The sequence below is a fragment of the Liquorilactobacillus ghanensis DSM 18630 genome, assembly GCF_001435235.1.
GTDB lineage: Bacteria > Bacillota > Bacilli > Lactobacillales > Lactobacillaceae > Liquorilactobacillus > Liquorilactobacillus ghanensis.
In genome coordinates this window covers 1-17,278 of the sequence record NZ_AZGB01000030.1, presented here as the reverse complement: position 1 = coordinate 17,278, position 17,278 = coordinate 1, and the positions used below count along the sequence as shown (strand labels likewise).

At 31.4% G+C, this 17,278-nt stretch carries 14 protein-coding genes; all 14 read right to left on the bottom strand.

Annotation, left to right across the window (positions count from 1 at the left end; all coding sequences use genetic code 11):
- Nucleotides 1-58 precede the first annotated feature (58 nt).
- Nucleotides 59-2,695, bottom strand: coding sequence for a glycoside hydrolase family 38 N-terminal domain-containing protein (locus FC89_RS11760; protein WP_235804425.1), 2,637 nt, complete (start codon nt 2,693-2,695; stop codon nt 59-61).
- On the bottom strand, nt 2,649-3,773 hold the full coding sequence (locus FC89_RS11755; protein ID WP_057872725.1) for a PTS fructose transporter subunit IIC: 1,125 nt from the start codon (nt 3,771-3,773) through the stop codon (nt 2,649-2,651). The genes FC89_RS11760 and FC89_RS11755 overlap by 47 nt, the downstream gene beginning before the upstream one ends.
- A 20-nt stretch (nt 3,774-3,793) precedes the next feature.
- On the bottom strand, nt 3,794-4,111 hold the full coding sequence (locus tag FC89_RS11750) for a PTS fructose transporter subunit IIB (protein ID WP_057872724.1): 318 nt from the start codon (nt 4,109-4,111) through the stop codon (nt 3,794-3,796).
- Nucleotides 4,108-4,569, bottom strand: coding sequence for a PTS sugar transporter subunit IIA (locus tag FC89_RS11745; RefSeq protein WP_057872723.1), 462 nt, complete (start codon nt 4,567-4,569; stop codon nt 4,108-4,110). Before FC89_RS11745 ends, FC89_RS11750 begins: the two co-directional genes overlap by 4 nt.
- Nucleotides 4,566-6,485 (bottom strand): BglG family transcription antiterminator, encoded by a 1,920-nt coding sequence (locus FC89_RS11740; protein WP_057872722.1) that lies wholly within the window; start codon nt 6,483-6,485, stop codon nt 4,566-4,568. The genes FC89_RS11745 and FC89_RS11740 overlap by 4 nt, the downstream gene beginning before the upstream one ends.
- A 235-nt stretch (nt 6,486-6,720) precedes the next feature.
- On the bottom strand, nt 6,721-8,277 hold the full coding sequence (locus tag FC89_RS11735) for a hydantoinase/oxoprolinase N-terminal domain-containing protein (protein ID WP_057872812.1): 1,557 nt from the start codon (nt 8,275-8,277) through the stop codon (nt 6,721-6,723).
- Nucleotides 8,278-8,296: 19 nt separating this feature from the next.
- Nucleotides 8,297-9,391 (bottom strand): DUF917 domain-containing protein, encoded by a 1,095-nt coding sequence (locus tag FC89_RS11730; RefSeq protein ID WP_057872721.1) that lies wholly within the window; start codon nt 9,389-9,391, stop codon nt 8,297-8,299.
- Nucleotide 9,392: 1 nt separating this feature from the next.
- Nucleotides 9,393-10,703: a purine-cytosine permease family protein gene (locus FC89_RS11725; protein ID WP_157060732.1), complete on the bottom strand. Its 1,311-nt coding sequence runs from the start codon at nt 10,701-10,703 to the stop codon at nt 9,393-9,395.
- A gap of 170 nt (nt 10,704-10,873) precedes the next feature.
- On the bottom strand, nt 10,874-12,457 hold the full coding sequence (locus FC89_RS11720; protein ID WP_057872720.1) for a PucR family transcriptional regulator: 1,584 nt from the start codon (nt 12,455-12,457) through the stop codon (nt 10,874-10,876).
- Between the two features lie 519 nt (nt 12,458-12,976).
- Nucleotides 12,977-13,714 (bottom strand): sugar isomerase domain-containing protein, encoded by a 738-nt coding sequence (locus tag FC89_RS11715; RefSeq protein WP_057872719.1) that lies wholly within the window; start codon nt 13,712-13,714, stop codon nt 12,977-12,979.
- 23 nt (nt 13,715-13,737) lie between these two features.
- Nucleotides 13,738-14,976 (bottom strand): PTS ascorbate transporter subunit IIC, encoded by a 1,239-nt coding sequence (locus tag FC89_RS11710; protein ID WP_057872810.1) that lies wholly within the window; start codon nt 14,974-14,976, stop codon nt 13,738-13,740.
- 27 nt (nt 14,977-15,003) lie between these two features.
- On the bottom strand, nt 15,004-15,291 hold the full coding sequence (locus FC89_RS11705) for a PTS sugar transporter subunit IIB (RefSeq protein WP_057872718.1): 288 nt from the start codon (nt 15,289-15,291) through the stop codon (nt 15,004-15,006).
- Nucleotides 15,288-15,737, bottom strand: a complete 450-nt coding sequence (locus FC89_RS11700; protein ID WP_057872717.1) for a PTS sugar transporter subunit IIA — start codon at nt 15,735-15,737, stop codon at nt 15,288-15,290. The genes FC89_RS11705 and FC89_RS11700 overlap by 4 nt, the downstream gene beginning before the upstream one ends.
- The coding region (locus FC89_RS11695; protein ID WP_057872716.1) for a BglG family transcription antiterminator at nt 15,718-17,278 on the bottom strand (1,561 nt) is incomplete at its 5' end. The genes FC89_RS11695 and FC89_RS11700, both read right to left, overlap by 20 nt.

The window sequence follows — 17,278 nt, the reverse complement described above, 5'->3', positions numbered from 1 at the left end:
ATAGGATATTATTCTCTTTCAGAAAATAATTGTCCTATTGTATATAATTTAGAATGAATTATTTTTTAAATTTCAAACTTATAAGATCATAACTGGCAACAAATCCTGAATAGTTTTTCTTTTGATCACAAGCATCAACAACTTCGGCGTTGTCAGGTACTTTATACAAAATATTTTTCTCAGTTGGATTAAACAATCTAATAATTACCGCACTTTTATCAAAGTAATCAGGATAACAAGCACTGACGCATAAATTTATTTCTTTATTAAATAAACTTAATTCACGTGGTAATTTTTTATGGGGTACCAAATCATCTTGTAATTTATTATCCAATCGATTAGCAAATAAATTTAAATTTTGCATTTGATAGGTTAATGCTGAACTTTTCAATAAGTAGCTTTGGTTTGCAATTTGTTGTGGCATAAATTGTTTACTAAATTGAATGTCAAAATTAAATTCAAATTTACCATGATATTCTGCTTGAGGTGTAGCGAGTAAAGGATGTCCTACTTTGGTAGTATCACCTGAGGCTCTACCTGGTCGATTAATAAGATTCGGCTTACCTAATTGATTGGTAGTAGCTAGTAGAGTAAATTTTAAATAATTACCATTTTGCTCGTATTCCTTAATATCACTTGTATAGATTGTAATCGCTCTCTGACCGCTTGATAAAGAAACACTATTATCCAATGGCCAAACATTTACCGGCTTTTCACTATACTTGGTTTTCCAGTTTTTTAAATTTTCAGTTTTGTGTTTAATAAATCCATATGGAACAGATCCAATTGCGGTCTGGTTTAAAATCCCAGTATTGATTACCAAACGCAAATAGTGATCATCAATCTGATTATTAATCTTAACTACTATACCTAGATGTTGATTTTTATCAAGAGTGATTACAACTGAATATTTTAAACTACCTGTTTTTTTATTTTGTTGCCGCTCATTCAAATCAGCTGCCAAGGTTGTCTCACCAAACAATTTAAGTTGTTGTATGCCATTTTTAGTTGTAGTTGTTTTTGCTTGATTAAAATGCAGTTTTAATGGTTCATCATTTATAAGAGGTGAATAATCATAAGTGTCGCCAGCATTACCCTGATCTTCAAAATAAATAAAATCATTAATTGATTTATTATCTATTGTTAGAGAAACAATTCCTGATTCAAATTTCAATTTTAAATTTTTACTTGCAACTATTTTTGTCGATTGATTTGATTTTTCTAAAAACTTATCTACTTCATGCACTTCATGAAATGTCAACACTTGATAACTTAATGGAAATAACTTCTTTTTTACCAAATACTCACTGCAGAAGTACCCCGGTTCATTAATATAATGATCTCCATCGCTACTTTGCAGTAAAATATGTGCTCGTGCTTTTACATAAGTCTGATTAAATAAAACTGTTTCAGCTGCATTTTCAAATTCAACATATCTAGATGAAGTAAAAACTTTAATTTTATGATATCCATCGTTTTCTTTTAATGCTGGATTAAAAATCAAAACTTGATTTGGCTTTAAACGCAATTTTAAAGCTAACAAACGTTGAATCGTATTGATAATTCCATCAGCTAATTCATTTCCTTCTTTAATCCGATGTCGAATATCTTCCGCAACACTATCACTGATACTACCAGCTAAACTATCATGGGCTTGACTTTCTAAAACTTTTTTCCAAGCTTCAACCAATAAATTATTACTTAAATCGATTTCGCAAGTACGGGCCATTACTAAAAGTGGTTCTACTTGATAGATTAATTTATTTTCAAGACGAACAATTTCCAACTTTAAAGGCATTCTACTTGAGCCACAAGTTCGGTGAATACGAGCAAAAATTGGTTCAATCAACTCACCTGAATATTTTGGTAAGTCATATTTACTAATTTGATTTATAAATTGTGAAAAGCTACTTGAATAGTAGTGATATTTACCAATTTTATTAATTTGAGTTATTTTTTTAGAAAAATCATGAATAATTGACATTTGATCATTGCCTGTAGGAATCAGAACTTTTGAAAAGTTAGCAGGTAGATACTGCTTAATAAACTCAACTGCCGGATCAAGTTTTTTGTTAACATAACTTTTAGTTGGTGCTAGTAGCATCCCAGTTCCATAACCTTGTGGCATATTAACTGCAATCACATGGCGACTTTTTGATAGATTGTACCAATTGAAATATAAACTCTTAGTTTGATCTGGATTGATACCACGCCAAAATATAAAACTTTCCATACCTAATTCAGAAATGATAATTGGTAATTGACTATTAAAACCAAATGTATCTGGTAAATACCCAATATTCAATGTTTTCCCATATTTTTGACTTGTTAATTTACCAATCATTCCATTGCGCAATAAAGATTCCCCTTGCGTATGCAATGCATCTGGTTGAGTAAACCATGGTCCAATCAAGAGTCTATTCTCTTTAACGAGCTTTCTAATTAAAGTCAATTTTTCAGGATGTAAATTAAGATAGTCATCTAGGATTGACAACTGTCCATCTAGAGTAAATGAAACTTCGGGTTGTTTGTCTAATTCATTAATTATATCAGTAAATAGCAAATCACTTAGTACCAAAGAATCTTGATGGGAGAAATACCACTCACGATCCCAATGGGTATGATTTACTAAATAGACTTCAATTTCATCAGTTTTCCCATTCGTCTTCTGAGAAATATTTTCCATTTGTTTCATCCTTTTCCTCCACTTGATCATCAGGTTTAATTATTACATTTTTTCGGAATAACAAAGTTAGCCCTGTAACAATCAAAGTTCCAATAATAATTGATAAAATATAAAACCACCATTTTTCGACAGCAAACCATCCATAAAATCCAGAAATTGGAGCATGATTAACGGCTCCTAATCCAACTGCCAAAGCACTCCCAACCGCTGATCCAACAACATTAGCCGGAACAACTTTCAAAGGTGACTCAACAGCGAATGGAATGGCCCCTTCGCTTACACCAATCAATCCCATAACTAAAGCTGCATTACCTGCTTCTTGAAGCTCTAAATTAAATTTTTTCTTATTAATAACCGTTGCAAGACCTAAACCTAAAGGAGGAATAATAATTGCTACCTGAGCAGCAGTATTAGGATCGTAAACACCACTTGTTACAAGAGCCATAGCTGTTGTAACTGCAGCTTTGTTGACGGGTCCTCCTAAATCAAATCCAACCATCCCACCAACAATTGCGGCTAATAAAATCCGGTTGGTTCCGGTCATACTTTTTAGCCAAGCAGATAACCCTGAGTTTAAATCCGCAAACGGAACACCAATTACATATTGAACTAAAAATAAAGTAATAAATGTTCCCAAAACTGGCACAATAAATACCGGTAAAACTGACTCAGCAGCCTTAGGCAAATGAATATATTTAATCATTAATTTAACTGAATAACCAGCAATCAATCCTGAAACTAATGCTCCTAAAAAACCTGCATTCATATTCGCTACAAGAGTTCCACCAATTATCCCTGGGGCAATGCCGCCTTTATCAGCTATCGAGTACGCAATATAGGCTGAAATAACTGGAAACATCAAACCTAAAGCAACGCTACCCCAACCATCATCCGTATGCAAGAAACGAATCATAAAATTTGCACTATCTGCCCATTTATTATCCCAGATTGTTGAAATACCATAAAATGAAGCACCTACACGACTAATCGCCATTAATACAGCACCTGCAATTACAATTGGTATCATGTAAGAAATACCAGTCATAATATTTTGCTCTAGTATTTTCCCTATCTTTTTTAAACTCATGATATCACTCCCTTTCTAGATTATTCATCAGCTACTTTTAAAGCTTTTTCAATAACTCCTTTACCATTTTTTATTGGCTCACTGACCCCAATTTGTAAAATTTTTTTACCGTCAAATCTCTCGGCATCACGAACTTTAGTATCAGTTGCAAAAATAACCGCTTCTCCAATTGAAACATCTTTACTAGTTAATCTATTTCCTATTCCTGTTGCACCCTGAGTTTCAACTTTAATCAGTACGCCTAATTCTTTAGCAGCCTTAATTAAAGCTTTTTCCGCCATATAAGTGTGAGCAACACCAGTAGCACACGCAGTAACTGCAATTAATTTTCTTTTCATAATTGATCGACCCCTTTTTTAAAAATATTTATTAAATCAACCTTTGACTTTGATTTTTCTAATTGTATTCTGACATCATCGTCCATTAGTAGTCCTGCCAGTTGTGAAAGAATTTTTAAATGCTCTTGATCACCTTCATCAGGAATTGCTAATAGAAATACGTATTTAACTGGCAGATCATCTAGTGAATGCCATTCAACCGGTTCTTTTAATTTAGCAATCACAACAGCAGATTCTTTAACAGTCTCTGATTGTCCATGTGGTATAGCAATTCCATCACCAATTCCAGTTGTTCCTTCTTCTTCGCGTTTCATGACTGAAATAATATATGCTTCTTTTTCTTGAATAACACCCGTTTTTTGGTATAAATCCGCCAATTTATTTATTACTTCTTTTTTAGTGTTAGCTACTAAATCATATAAAACTAAATTGGGTTTTATTACTTGTGATATATTCATTTGTTCATCAACCTCTTTAAATATTGAAATAGTTCGGCAGTATCATTAAAAGTCGATAATTTCTTCAATAATTTTTTTTCATCCAATATGCCGCATAATTTATCGAAAATAAGTTCAATTTCTTTGGGAGTAAAATCTTTTGTAATTGCCAAGAAAAAGACGACAGAAATTTCTTGGTTCCCCCATTTGATAGATGGATTTAAAGTACATACAGCAATTGACGGTTTAATAATCAATTCTGGTGAAGCATGCGGAGTAGCATAATTTCCAAAACTGGTAAAAGATAAATTTTCCCGATTTAAAGCCGATTCAGTAACACCTTCTTTTGCTATTTTTTGGATAACTAACTGTTTTGTTATCCAACGAAGAGTAGCCTGCCAATCAGTAAAAGATTGCTGACACCAAACCAAATGAGGATTTAAAATTTTAGCCGGATTAAAAGTATTTTTCTTGTTTTGTTTTATTTTTTTTACAGTTTGATTAATAAAACTTATATCAGTTGCTTGAAGCAGTGGTGAAACTGTTACCGTTGGAACAATAGAGTTGCGAATTTCAATCGTACTAATGATCAAATCTGTCTCCTCGGTAATAGAAGTTTGAAGTTCATTTAAGGAATAAACTCCAAGAATTTTTATTTCGGGAAATTCCGATCTAATTCTTGCTGCTAACAACTGTGCTGATCCCAACCCTGTACTGCAAACTATCACAACCTTTAAACGATCATCATCTTGATGATTTCTTTCTAGATAAGCTTGAAGATGTAACGCCAAATAAGCAACTTCATCATCATTTAAAGAAATATTTTCTTTTTTTTCATAAAAGCGAGCTATCTGTAATCCTTGATCAAAAGCAGCAGGATAATTTTGCTTGATCGTGGCAGTAAAAGGATTAGCAATTGACGCATTAAAATGCAATCTTTTACTAGCTGATTTAAGATGAACAGCCAATCCCCGCAATAAATTCGCATCATAGCCAAATTTCTTCAAAAGCAATTGCAATTCCACATAAGCTTCATCATTTGGAGAAATATTTTCAAATGTAATTCCTCCTGAAGTAGCCGCAATTAAATGCAATTGTAAATATTTAATCTCAGCTGAAGGTAGTTCAATTTTGAAATCTCTTTCAATCATACTTGCTAAAAGCTGTGCTTGAGATAATTGTTGTTTTTTTAGATTTTGAATAGGTAATTCAGCGATCATTTTTCCTGATTTTATTCGTTGAATAGCAATTGCTAAATGGATTGTAAGTGACTGAAATTCATAGTCGTTCAATGATACTTGAGAAACCGTCTCAAATTGATCAACGATTTTCAAAACTCGCAGAACAATTTGGTTATCTAGAAGTGAATTAGCTGCCAAGTTATGATAAACAATTTTATTCTTATGATTAACTGACCATTGTTCTCCCCAAAAATTGTTTAATAATCTAAAAATTAATTTACGTCGCTGCTCTTCGTTAGCAATTATTTTGATTCCTTGACTAGATTTACGATCTAATTTCACACTAAAAGAATTTAAATATTTGGCTATCTGATTAAGATTCTTTTCAATAATTCGTGAACTAATAAAAAGTTGTTCTGACAAACTGGAAATAGTTAAATATTGATTGGTTTCCAACAATTTAGCTAAAATATAAACAATTCTTTGGGAATCATTATTTGGAACATTAATCCGTTTTCTATCAGTTAATAAAAAAATCGACAGTTTTTTTAAATTCCCATGTAATTCAATGCCAGTTCCCGGTTTTCTAGTTACTTTAACTTGATGCTTTCCTAAAAAATCAGCAACATTGTCCAAATCTTGATAAATAGTTTTACTAGAAACATTTAAATAAAATGCTAATTTAGCTGCTGTAGTATTCTTAATTTTCATCAAATATTTGATTAATTTCAACTGGCGTGAATTTAAATCATCCATAAGTTTTCCTCCTTTCTTCAACTTTAATTATATGTATAAATACAAGCGCTTACAATTAACGGATTTTCCAGAACGTTCTGGAAGTTGAAAGGTGCTTTTAGTTCAATCCTTTACAATTAACAAAATTACTTAATATCAATTTTTATTGTAAAAAAAGAGTGGCTTTCACCACTCCCCAAAACATAACTTTTATAAAGTCACTATAATTAGATGGCTTAATAAAAAAATTATTATTTTAACCTTTTATCTGACCAACGACTTTAACTTTAACTCTCACAGTATCATTTGGTGCATAAGCTAAAGGAATTTCTTCAATTTCGACAGTCCTAATGCCATTTTTGCTCGCTCCAGCACCAATTGCTTGATTAGTAGCTTCATTTTTTGATTCATTTAACGCTTTTTCTCTAGGAATCAGATCATATTGATAAATTTTCTCAGATTCACCACTAATTTGAGCAATCGTCGCTCCAATTGCATTTGCAACACTCCCATAACGATCCTTAAAAATTTGTGAAATACCTTCAATTACAAGCGGAGCGATTATAGCCCCACCACCAACCAAAATAAGATTAGTTTGTTGAGAGCTAGTTTTCATTTTATCTAATGCTTCACTTAGTATACCTTTGATCGTTTCAAAAGCTTTTTTTGCCAAGCTTAAATTGATTTTCTTTGTTAAAGAAGAATCTCCAATCTTAACCATACCTAATTTAACAGCAATATCAGTTGCAGTAATTATATCGCCGCCAAATACTATAGCTTTTTCTTCGATTTCATAGCCTACGCTATCTGGTCCAACCGTTACAGTCCCGTCGGATTTTTTTCGAACAATGCTCCCTCCTCCCAAACCAACAGAGAGTATGTCTGGCATCCGAAAATTAGTTTTAACACCGCCAACTGTTTCCGCAATTGATGATTCACGTGGAAAACCATTACTTAAAACCCCAATATCAGATGTTGTTCCGCCAATGTCCAATACTAATGCATCTTTCTTCTTAACTAGGTAGGATGCACCACGAATACTGTTAGTTGGACCACTACCGATTGTTAAAATAGGATATTTTTCAGCATAATCAGTCGACATCAAGGTTCCATCATTTTGACAAATAAAAATGGATGCATTAGTTACTTTTTGTTCAGCTAAAGCTCCCTTGAACCCCTCGCAAACACGATGGATTACATTATACAGTGATGAATTCAAAATTGTTGCATTTTCTCTAGTAATTAACCCTAAAGATCCGATTTTAGATGATACTGAAATGGGAATTTCTGGTCCTAAAACCTCTCTAACTAACTGAGTAACTTCATTTTCCTGTTTGTTATTAATAGCTGAAAAAACTCCTATAATGGCAACACTATCAATTTTATTTTTCCAAGATAATAAAATTTTCTTAATTTCTTGAAAGTTTAAATCCGCAATAGTTTCGCCATTAAACTCATAACCACCGCTAACAATTGCAAATTTTCCAGAAAGCTTCCGTGTAATATCATCAGGCCATTCTGTATAGGGTTCTACTGACTGAGTTGCTGGAAATCCCAAGCGTAAAACCCCTACCCGTGCCAAATCCTTACGTTCAACAATCGCATTAGTACATTGTGTTGTGCCTAACATTGCTTGCTTTATATCATTAGGATCAACATTACTCTTTTTTAAAATTTTCGCGACTGCTGTATTAATACCACTTTGAATATCCTTCGTAGTATGTGTTTTGATTGCTTCAATTACTTTATCTGCTTCGTCCAATAAAACAGCGTCAGTATTGGTACCTCCAACATCAATTCCTATTTTTATCATGAAAATTTTTTCTCCTTTATCATTTGAATTCTTTAAATCGTTTTTCAACTGGTTGATAATCAATATCATAATGAAAATAACGTGGCCCAACCAATTTAATACCATCCTTAGTTCGCCATTTATCAGAACAAGGAATACCTATTACAAAAACCCTTTTTCCATATTTAAGTTCTTCATTTGTAACAGGATTTAAGCTTTCAACATCTAAAAACGTTATAATATCTGGAGCCGTAATTGCGACAAAATCATTTAATTTAAATACAATATTTTCATTCTGGAAATCAACTTCGCCTTTTTCTCCCTTTGAAGACTCGAATCCCTCTAATTTTACAGTTCCAAAATTGAAACCTGCTTTAGTTTCGTGATTTATATCAACAATCTTTGCTTCCATAAAACAAAATCCTTTAGTTAATTCAAGTAAATGGTTCAAAGCATCTTTAACTGTCAAAAAGTTATTAATATTAGAAACAATTTCACCGATTTTTTCGCAAAGTGAAACAACTCCTAAAATCCCAGCTTTTGAAAGGTCTTTAGCATGTAATGGATAACTTGCCACTGTTGCCGTTGCTCCCATCTTAACGGCTATTGATCTTGCAATTCTTTCAGTCCAATAATTGTCAATAGTTTCTAGTAGGGCACCATTCCCCTTCTCATCAACAACGGACATTGGTGTTGCAGTATGTCCATACAACGTAAATGTTGACATTTGTAATTCTGGAAGAGCACGCCCCATGCTATCTGCATCAATCAACGGAATTCCTGTCTTAGCTGCTACCATAATTGGAATCATTGAATTTACACCACCTGCTTCAATAGGAAAAGTTGCCTTAATTTTTTGGTGTAGGTGTGACTCCAATAAATTAAAAGCTTTAATAAACTCCTTACCACTAGGAAATTTTTCCAACTGAACAGAAGGTGCACCCATCACTGAAATGGGAACAACTAAAGCCTCAGAATCAATCTCATCCACTGAAATTAATTTTGCCTTACCATATTTTCTAGTAGCATTAATTGCCATTAGCTCACCAATAAAGGGATTTCCTCCACCACCAGCACCTAACATTGCAGCTCCAATAGAAATATTTTTAATGTTTTCGATTGAGAGATATTTCATTTTATTTCTTCTCCTTATAAAAAATCTTGATACCAATATAGTAAATAACTGCAGCAACTATAATTGAAGTAATCGACTGAATTCCAACTTTGATATAAAAACCAGCAGCACTTCCAATGATCCAAGCAATTAAAGTAACCGGATTTAATTTTTCTGCACTTTCAGGAAGTTTACCTAGGCGACGAGATTCATCTAAAAGATGACGACTTCTTTTTAGAAGAAAATAATCTACAAACATAATACCAGCAATTGGCGGGAAAATTATTCCTAAAAAGCTAAGAAAGGATTCAAACTGTTGCATGATACCCATTAATGATAAAATCGTACCTAAAACACCAATAATTACCGTCATAACCGCACGATTCACATTAATATTAAATACCTGTTTAAGAAAGTTTACGAAACCCAAACTTGAGGAATAAAGATTAATATCATTAACCTTCAAAGTTGAAAAAACTACGATTAGTATTCCAAAGATTCCTGTTAGTTTGTAAATAATTGGCATAATCTCAGAAGTTCCAATCGCATGAGCCATTAAGACGGCTAAAAGATTGACACCTAACTCTCCAAGCATCGTACCAATTAAAGTTGCCCAGAAAACATCGTGAGAACTTTTTGCAAAACGAGTTATATCTGGAGTAATAATACATCCAACAATAAAGCCGCCAGTAACCATCGTAACAGCTGCAGAGAAAGTCAAAGAATTTGACGGAGGAGCCATAGTCACTAATTTAACCAAGGAGTGGCTTTGCAGCATATTATATGATCCGATACCCATAATTAATAAAAAACCTGGAACTGCAATGTTGGCTGTCCAACTCATACTTTTAAACCCAAATAAAACGACTAAAGTAACAGCAATTCCTGTAATTGCTGAAGTAACAGCCAAATTTGCGTGATTTCCCAAAATAGAAACTATACCTTGAGCAAAAACTGAATTTTGAATTCCAAACCATCCAGTTAAACTAATGGCAAACGCCAATCCTACCAAAGCCGATCCATAAATGCCAAAACCAGCCCATTTTGATAATAAACTCGTTGATAACCCTTCTCTTTGACCAGCAACACCTAAACCATAGGAAATAAACTGTAAAACTACACTTCCAATCATCGTTGCCCAAAATGCTTGTGAAAATGTCAACCCATATCCGAGTTCTGCTCCAAGCATAAACTGTGAAACACAGGTTAAATTACCAATTCTGATCAGTAAAATTTTCCACATTGGATCACGTTTAGAATCGGGAACTCGACTTAAAGAAAAATCATCATTAAGCTTAGATGCTTCATCATTCACTTCTGTTTTACTGTTCATATAATCCCTTTCCTTTCTCAAATGCAATAATCAATGTACTAATTTATAACATATGACAATATTGATTCACTGTACATTGTAAAAAAAATAAAAAATTAGATTGCAATTTGTTAAAATTAACAAATTGCAATCTAATTCAAATCTATATTTAATATAAAGCTAAAGCATTTTTAATTATCTTGTTTGTAATTAACTATTCTTTCCAGCGCTAAAGCCGTTGTTAAATCTCCTAACATTATTGGGTTATCAATTGAAAATCCCAATAAATTTTCAATTCGATCCAATCGATACTTAATCGTATTGCGATGAACACATTCTAGTTGCGCAGTAACCAATATATTAGTATTAGCATCTAAAAAATAAGTTGTTAATGTTTGAAGCAAACTTTTATTTTTTGAAATTGGAGCAATTATTTTTGAAAAATTTGTGTAATTTTTAGTTTTAAATATGTCTTTACACCTTTTCACAAATTTAAGGTCTTGAATTCCAAATATTTTTTTATGTGGAAAAATTTTCACTATATATGGTTTTACCAGTTCTAACAACGAAAAGTACTTATTATAAGCTGAGAAATTTCCCAAATCTAAAAAATAATTCAAATAGATACCTTGTCCCTGTTTCTCTTTTACATTCTCAAAACAACTCAAAATTTGTTCACCCCAAATCATTAAATCATCCAAATTTACTCTTTTGGAAAACAGAATAACAATTCTATTTTTGTAAGCTTCACACAAAATTTTATTCGAAAACATTCTTGAAAGATCTCTAATTACATCAATTAAATGCTGATTTTTTAAATCACTAGTATTATCAATCAACCAAAAATTTTTAAAATCAGCAACCTTAATCTTCAATTGTTTTGCAATCTGAAGTGCCTTGGTTTCTTTACCATTCAATAATGCATCTATCATATCTTTATTATTAATATAAATTGTTTCATTTTGATGATACATATTCAACATAATTTTAATAAATTGTAAAATCTGACTTTCTTGAAAATTACTCAAACGTTTATTAGTCATTAAAGTAAATAAATATAATTTTTGTCCATTATTTACCATGGCTTGTTTTTCGCAGACAAGATTATTCCGACTAATTACATTTTGAGTTTTAAATAATGGATTCTTCACGATTGTTAACCATTCAACCTTACTTCCTTGTGGCCAGTTTGATTGATTCAACAAAATCATTTGCTGATTAAAAATAGCTAGAGAAATACTAAATTTTCTACTAATAATCTGTAAAGCGGCATCCAAATTTCTTTTTTTATCCGATCTGCTATAAAAGTCTTTTAGCATCTCCACAGCTAAATAAGGATGCTTAAGTTGATCATTAAAAATCGCGTTTGAAATTTCCATAATTACATCACTGTACGCAAGTGTAGGGTTATTTAATGGCATACAAATTATAGCAATATTTACTTCATCAGCCGTTTGAATCAAACGAGAATCAACTGTAGGCATTACAATTCCCACATAAAACAATATAATAGCAACTTCCCCTAGCTCAGCTTGATATTTTATATTTCTACATTGAGCTATGACATCATTTTTAACACCAGCAAAAGAAGTCAAAACTATTTCATTACCTCGATAATATATATTGTCCTGTAACTTTTTTTGCACGTTATTTATTTTTGAATGTTCCAAAACCGTAACCGAAGTAACTGTTTGGTTTAAATCACTTTTACTAGTTAAGACCCTTGAACCCTTCATTGAGGGTAATTGTAGTATATTTGTAATCTTCACACTCATAATTTCCCTCCAAATTTTTTCAGTTGAACACTATATTTGTTAATAAGAAAAAAATTTAAAAAATTATCAAAACAGTGTTAAGGTGAAATTATCCATTAATAATTAATCTTAGGCTAAGCGTTTAAAGCCTCTCAACAACTCTTTGTCTTCCTTAATATGAACTTTTACAAAATTTTACAATAATAAACACTTCCTTCAAAATTGTCTTAGATATATCATACATCCTACAGTTTTACATGAATAATCACAATAAAATCGTATTTTCTTATGATTTACAATTACAATACTATTTGAATAAATAACTTTATTTATATAAAATATCATTTATAGCATATAAATTTTGAAATTAAAAAGAGCAAACCAATAATCAAAAGTTTTCAAATATTAACACAATTATCAAAAAATGTGTTAAAAAAAGAAATTGACTATTGTTTTACTCTTTAATATCAAGAATTTCAACTGCTATAACCCTAAGCTTATTAATTTAAATAATTATAATCTAAATTCAAAAGAATTAAGTTAGAAAGAATAGTGTATTAATTTTTCATATTTATAAAATAATTTCTTGTTAAGCTCATCGCCACCATCCATATTCGCACTATAAAAAATCGGTAGTTCATCAATTCCATCATTTGCAAGTAACCGGCAAGCTTCAACCACAATACAATTTAAAATCCCACTACCTGTTATTGTTGAGGATGGAGCAATTTTTTGTTGATATCCCGAGATTTTGCACATTGCATCACCAATTTCTCCATGATTATCAATCACAATATCAGCTAATTGATATAACTTTTTTCCACTACTATGTCGTGAAGTAATTCTTTTTGAATACTTTAGATTTGTGATTGCTATTATTTTTACACCAGCATTTCGAGCAACTAGTGCCATTTCAATCGTTACTGGATTACGTCCAGAAACAGAATGCAAAAATAATAAATCATTTTTTTGAAAATCAATTGTACTTGCCAGATCTGTTCCGTACCCTTCTAATCGCTCCATCTTACTAGTTAAAGTTACTGGTCTATTATTCAGCATAATTTCTGTGCCAAAAATTGGATTCATCGTTATTAATCCTCCAGCTCTATAAAAAGCTTCTTGAGTCAAAATTCCTGCATGGCTGGCTCCAAAAATATATGTCGAACTTTGATTTTCAAGTGTTTTAGCTAATAGTACAGCTGCATTAAAAATATTATCCTTTTCATCCTTTTCAACAGCCTTTAATTTTTTTGTTATTTCATCAAAATATTGATACACAAAAAACCATCCCCTCAATAAATTTATAACCAGCTTGCCAAAATTTTACTAATAATTCCCATTAGCGATAAATCATTACCACCAAAAATTAAAATCCAGTTTTGAATAGTTGACCCAAACATCGTACCGGAAAATCCAACCAGAATTACCATTAAAATTGCTGCGCTTGCAGTTCCCAAAATTGAACCACGGAGTCCACCTTGACCTTCACCAACAATTGCTGCACCACCACACTCGAAAAATGAAGTTATTACTAGAGGAACAAGCATAATATGAAAAATATGAAAACTATCAGAAAAAATAACTAATATAGTTGACGTGATCATAGCCGTGATAAAACCTACAAGGACAGCATTTGGCTTATAGTTAAAAAGAACTGGAACATCAAATGCTGGCTTAGCATTTGGAATCAATTTTTCTGAAATTCCTTGAAAAGCCGGAATAATTTGATTAATTAATAATCGAACTCCATAAAGCAGTATCAATAATCCGGCTGCAAATGTTAAACCTTGATTAATCGAATTAAACAACAAATTTTTCTTTCCTGGCAAAGAAGGAATAATAAACGAAACAATTACATACATTAAAAAAATGACAATAGATCCAGTAACTGAAATTTCACGGAAAAAAGATAACTTCTTTGGAATATTTATATTTTCAGTTGAATGTTCCTTATTTCCAAGATGTTTAGCCACAAAACCAGACAAAAGACTTAAAATTCCAGTAGGATGTCCAATCAAAAATGATTCATCTTTAGTTGCCGCCCAAACAAATTTTCGCATTAACCAAGGCATAATTGACCAATAAAGAGCTGATAATATAGCTGAAAATACAATCAATTTCCAACCATTCAATCCACCTTCAACACCGCCTGCAACTATAACAAAGGGAAACCACCAAAGCATATGACCTGTTAAAAAAATAGTTTTTATTGGTGTAAAACGTGCAATTATTAGGTGAATGATCAGTCCCAAAAACATTGCTAAACCAACTTCTCCACCAAATTTAGCAGTAAATGTTACATCATTTAAACTATTTGAAGAAGTAACTCCTAAACTTTTTTGAAAAGCTGTATTTATAGGTGAAATAACTCCAGTTAACATATTTACACCTTCAGTTAAAGCAACCATTCCAAAAGAAGCGGTTAGTGTTCCTTTAACCAACTCAGAAATACCCTTTTTTTGCAGTAATAAACCAATTAAAGCGACCAATCCAATTAAAATTGGCGGATTTTGCATAATGTTATTGATAATTATATTTATAATCCCCATTTAAGTTCACTCCTTAGGTCAATCATTCTGATTACTTTTAGTTCGAAAATCCATCAAGCATTGTTTTACTTCTTCCTTATCCATAAATTTTTTCACAGAGTATACTGGTGCGTTAACTGAGTGAACAAGTTCAGTTTTTAGTTCCGCACTTGTTAAATACAAATCAGCAGGGGTTGCTTGCGCAGTAGATAAATCAGTATTCTCAACTTCTGCATTTATATCCAATTCCTTAACCGCTTTTTCGGCTGTCATTTTCAACAACATTGAACTACCAACACCAAAACCACAAACTGCTAAAATTTTCATTTTTTTCCACCATCCATTTCTTTCTTTTGAAATAAATCTATAATTTGAGACTTAGTGCCTTTTAAAATAAGTTCGAAATTACATTGATCCATTAAAACTCCAGCCACTTCTTTTAAAGTTTTAATATGTGATTTGCTATCAGGACAAGCAAGAATTAGAAAAATTTTGACCTTTTTTCCTTCTAAATCAATTGGTTCTTTAACTACTAATAAACTCATTGCAAGTTGGTTAACACCTTCTCCCGGTTTAGCATGCATCAAGGCGAAATAATCTGTTAAAACCATGTATGGTCCATATTTTTTGACACTTTTAATAATATTGGTTACATATTTCTGAGTTATTTTTTTTTCTTCAAGTAACGGTTGACAAGCAATTTCAACAGCTTTTTGCCAATTATCAATTTGAGAAATAATTTTTATGTTTTCCTCAGAAAAAACATTTTGCATTTAATTTCACCTCCTTTAATTGAAATAAATAGTTCCTTAAGTCTTTATTTTCGTTTTCATTAATTTTGTCCATTAAAAAACTCATTAACTTTTGTGAATGACTAACATCTGAGGATTTGATGCCTAGAAGCAAAACAACGTTAACCATCTTGCCTTGCCAATCTGTATCTTTAGACAAAACTAAAGCTATCAAAAAACTTTTTTTAACCAAACTAGGATTTCCATGTGGTAAAGCTGTTTTTCCAGACAAATATGTTGACATTAATTTTTCCCTTTTTAATACTGATTCTCTGAAACCTTTTTCAATAAATCCATTTTCATTTGCCTTGCCAATCAAAAAATTCAAAATATCTAAATACGACTTAAAATTACCTTGGAAAATATTTTGACCTATTAGATGATTTATATACATCACATCTTGTTGTTGGTTTATATATAGATCTTGTATTGCGTATTTACGATATAAAGACCTCACATAAAGTTCACTAATCTGTTTTAATTCGTTAAAATTAATTAAGGTGGAAACTTCTAAAACTGGAAGTTTATAGTTTTTCTTTAAAGAGACGGTCGATAAAATAAAATCAAAATTATCTAGTGTCATTATGTCTAGATCTCGAGTATTGGCTAAATGAGCACTAATATTTGGAAAAAATTTGCTGATTTGTGCTTTGACATAAGCACTTGTACCAATTCCATTTGGACAAACAATCAAAGCATTAATTGTTTGTATACTGCGATCAAGTGAAGTTTGAAAGTGTAGTGTAATAAAAGCTACTTCGTCAAGTGTAATTTTTATGTTATATTCTTCGATGAATTGGTTAACAAACAGCCAAACAACAGCAAATAGACTTGGATACTTATTCCGAATATCTTTTAACAAAGGATTCTTTATTTGAAAATTTGATTTTGCACGATAAATTAATTGATAAAGATGCAATTCTAAATTATGAAATAGCCTCTCATCAGAGATGAAATCGATTTCTAAAGCTCTTCCAACAGAATTAATTAAATCAGCTACCTTTAATTTAAATTCTTGAGAAAAATGCATTGAATTTTTCAAACCAAAACCAAGTCCAATAAAAATTGACGTGATTAAAAATATTTCATTTGATGAAAAATTATGTTTAAAATCATCCTTTAAACAATTTAATAAATTATAAATTAGCGGATATTCAGCTAGATTAGTTATTTTTAAATCTTGCTTTAAATTTTCTTCCAAAAGATGATTATTCGCTGCCCTTTTTACAATTATTAAAATGGTCAACGCCAAAGTATTTAAACTTTCATCGGAATATGAAAAATTATTTCGAACAAAAAAATCAATTAATTTATCATGAATCACTGACATTCTTTGTGATCCAATCCATTCTGTAAATTGATTTTCAAAGAAAATCAGTTTACGCGGCTCACCTGTCAATTGATTACTTATTATTTGTCTAATAAATTGCTGTTTATCAGATTCCTTCCCAGATATGAAACTGCCTGTTGAGAGTATAAAATAGTTTGTGTAAATGAATAAAATCCTATTGAAAAGGGAATCC

Excerpts from the sequence above, each read along its gene's own strand:
- FC89_RS11735 (WP_057872812.1), bottom strand. The coding sequence starts at position 8,277 with ATGATAAAAATAGGAATTGATGTTGGAGGTACCAATACTGACGCTGTT.
- FC89_RS11725 (WP_157060732.1), bottom strand. The coding sequence starts at position 10,703 with ATGAACAGTAAAACAGAAGTGAATGATGAAGCATCTAAGCTTAATGAT.
- FC89_RS11720 (WP_057872720.1), bottom strand. The coding sequence starts at position 12,457 with ATGAGTGTGAAGATTACAAATATACTACAATTACCCTCAATGAAGGGT.
- FC89_RS11700 (WP_057872717.1), bottom strand. The coding sequence starts at position 15,737 with ATGCAAAATGTTTTTTCTGAGGAAAACATAAAAATTATTTCTCAAATT.
- FC89_RS11755 (WP_057872725.1), bottom strand. The coding sequence starts at position 3,773 with ATGAGTTTAAAAAAGATAGGGAAAATACTAGAGCAAAATATTATGACT.
- FC89_RS11730 (WP_057872721.1), bottom strand. The coding sequence starts at position 9,391 with ATGAAATATCTCTCAATCGAAAACATTAAAAATATTTCTATTGGAGCT.
- FC89_RS11760 (WP_235804425.1), bottom strand. The coding sequence starts at position 2,695 with ATGAAACAAATGGAAAATATTTCTCAGAAGACGAATGGGAAAACTGAT.
- FC89_RS11705 (WP_057872718.1), bottom strand. The coding sequence starts at position 15,291 with ATGAAAATTTTAGCAGTTTGTGGTTTTGGTGTTGGTAGTTCAATGTTG.
- FC89_RS11750 (WP_057872724.1), bottom strand. The coding sequence starts at position 4,111 with ATGAAAAGAAAATTAATTGCAGTTACTGCGTGTGCTACTGGTGTTGCT.
- FC89_RS11740 (WP_057872722.1), bottom strand. The coding sequence starts at position 6,485 with ATGGATGATTTAAATTCACGCCAGTTGAAATTAATCAAATATTTGATG.
- FC89_RS11745 (WP_057872723.1), bottom strand. The coding sequence starts at position 4,569 with ATGAATATATCACAAGTAATAAAACCCAATTTAGTTTTATATGATTTA.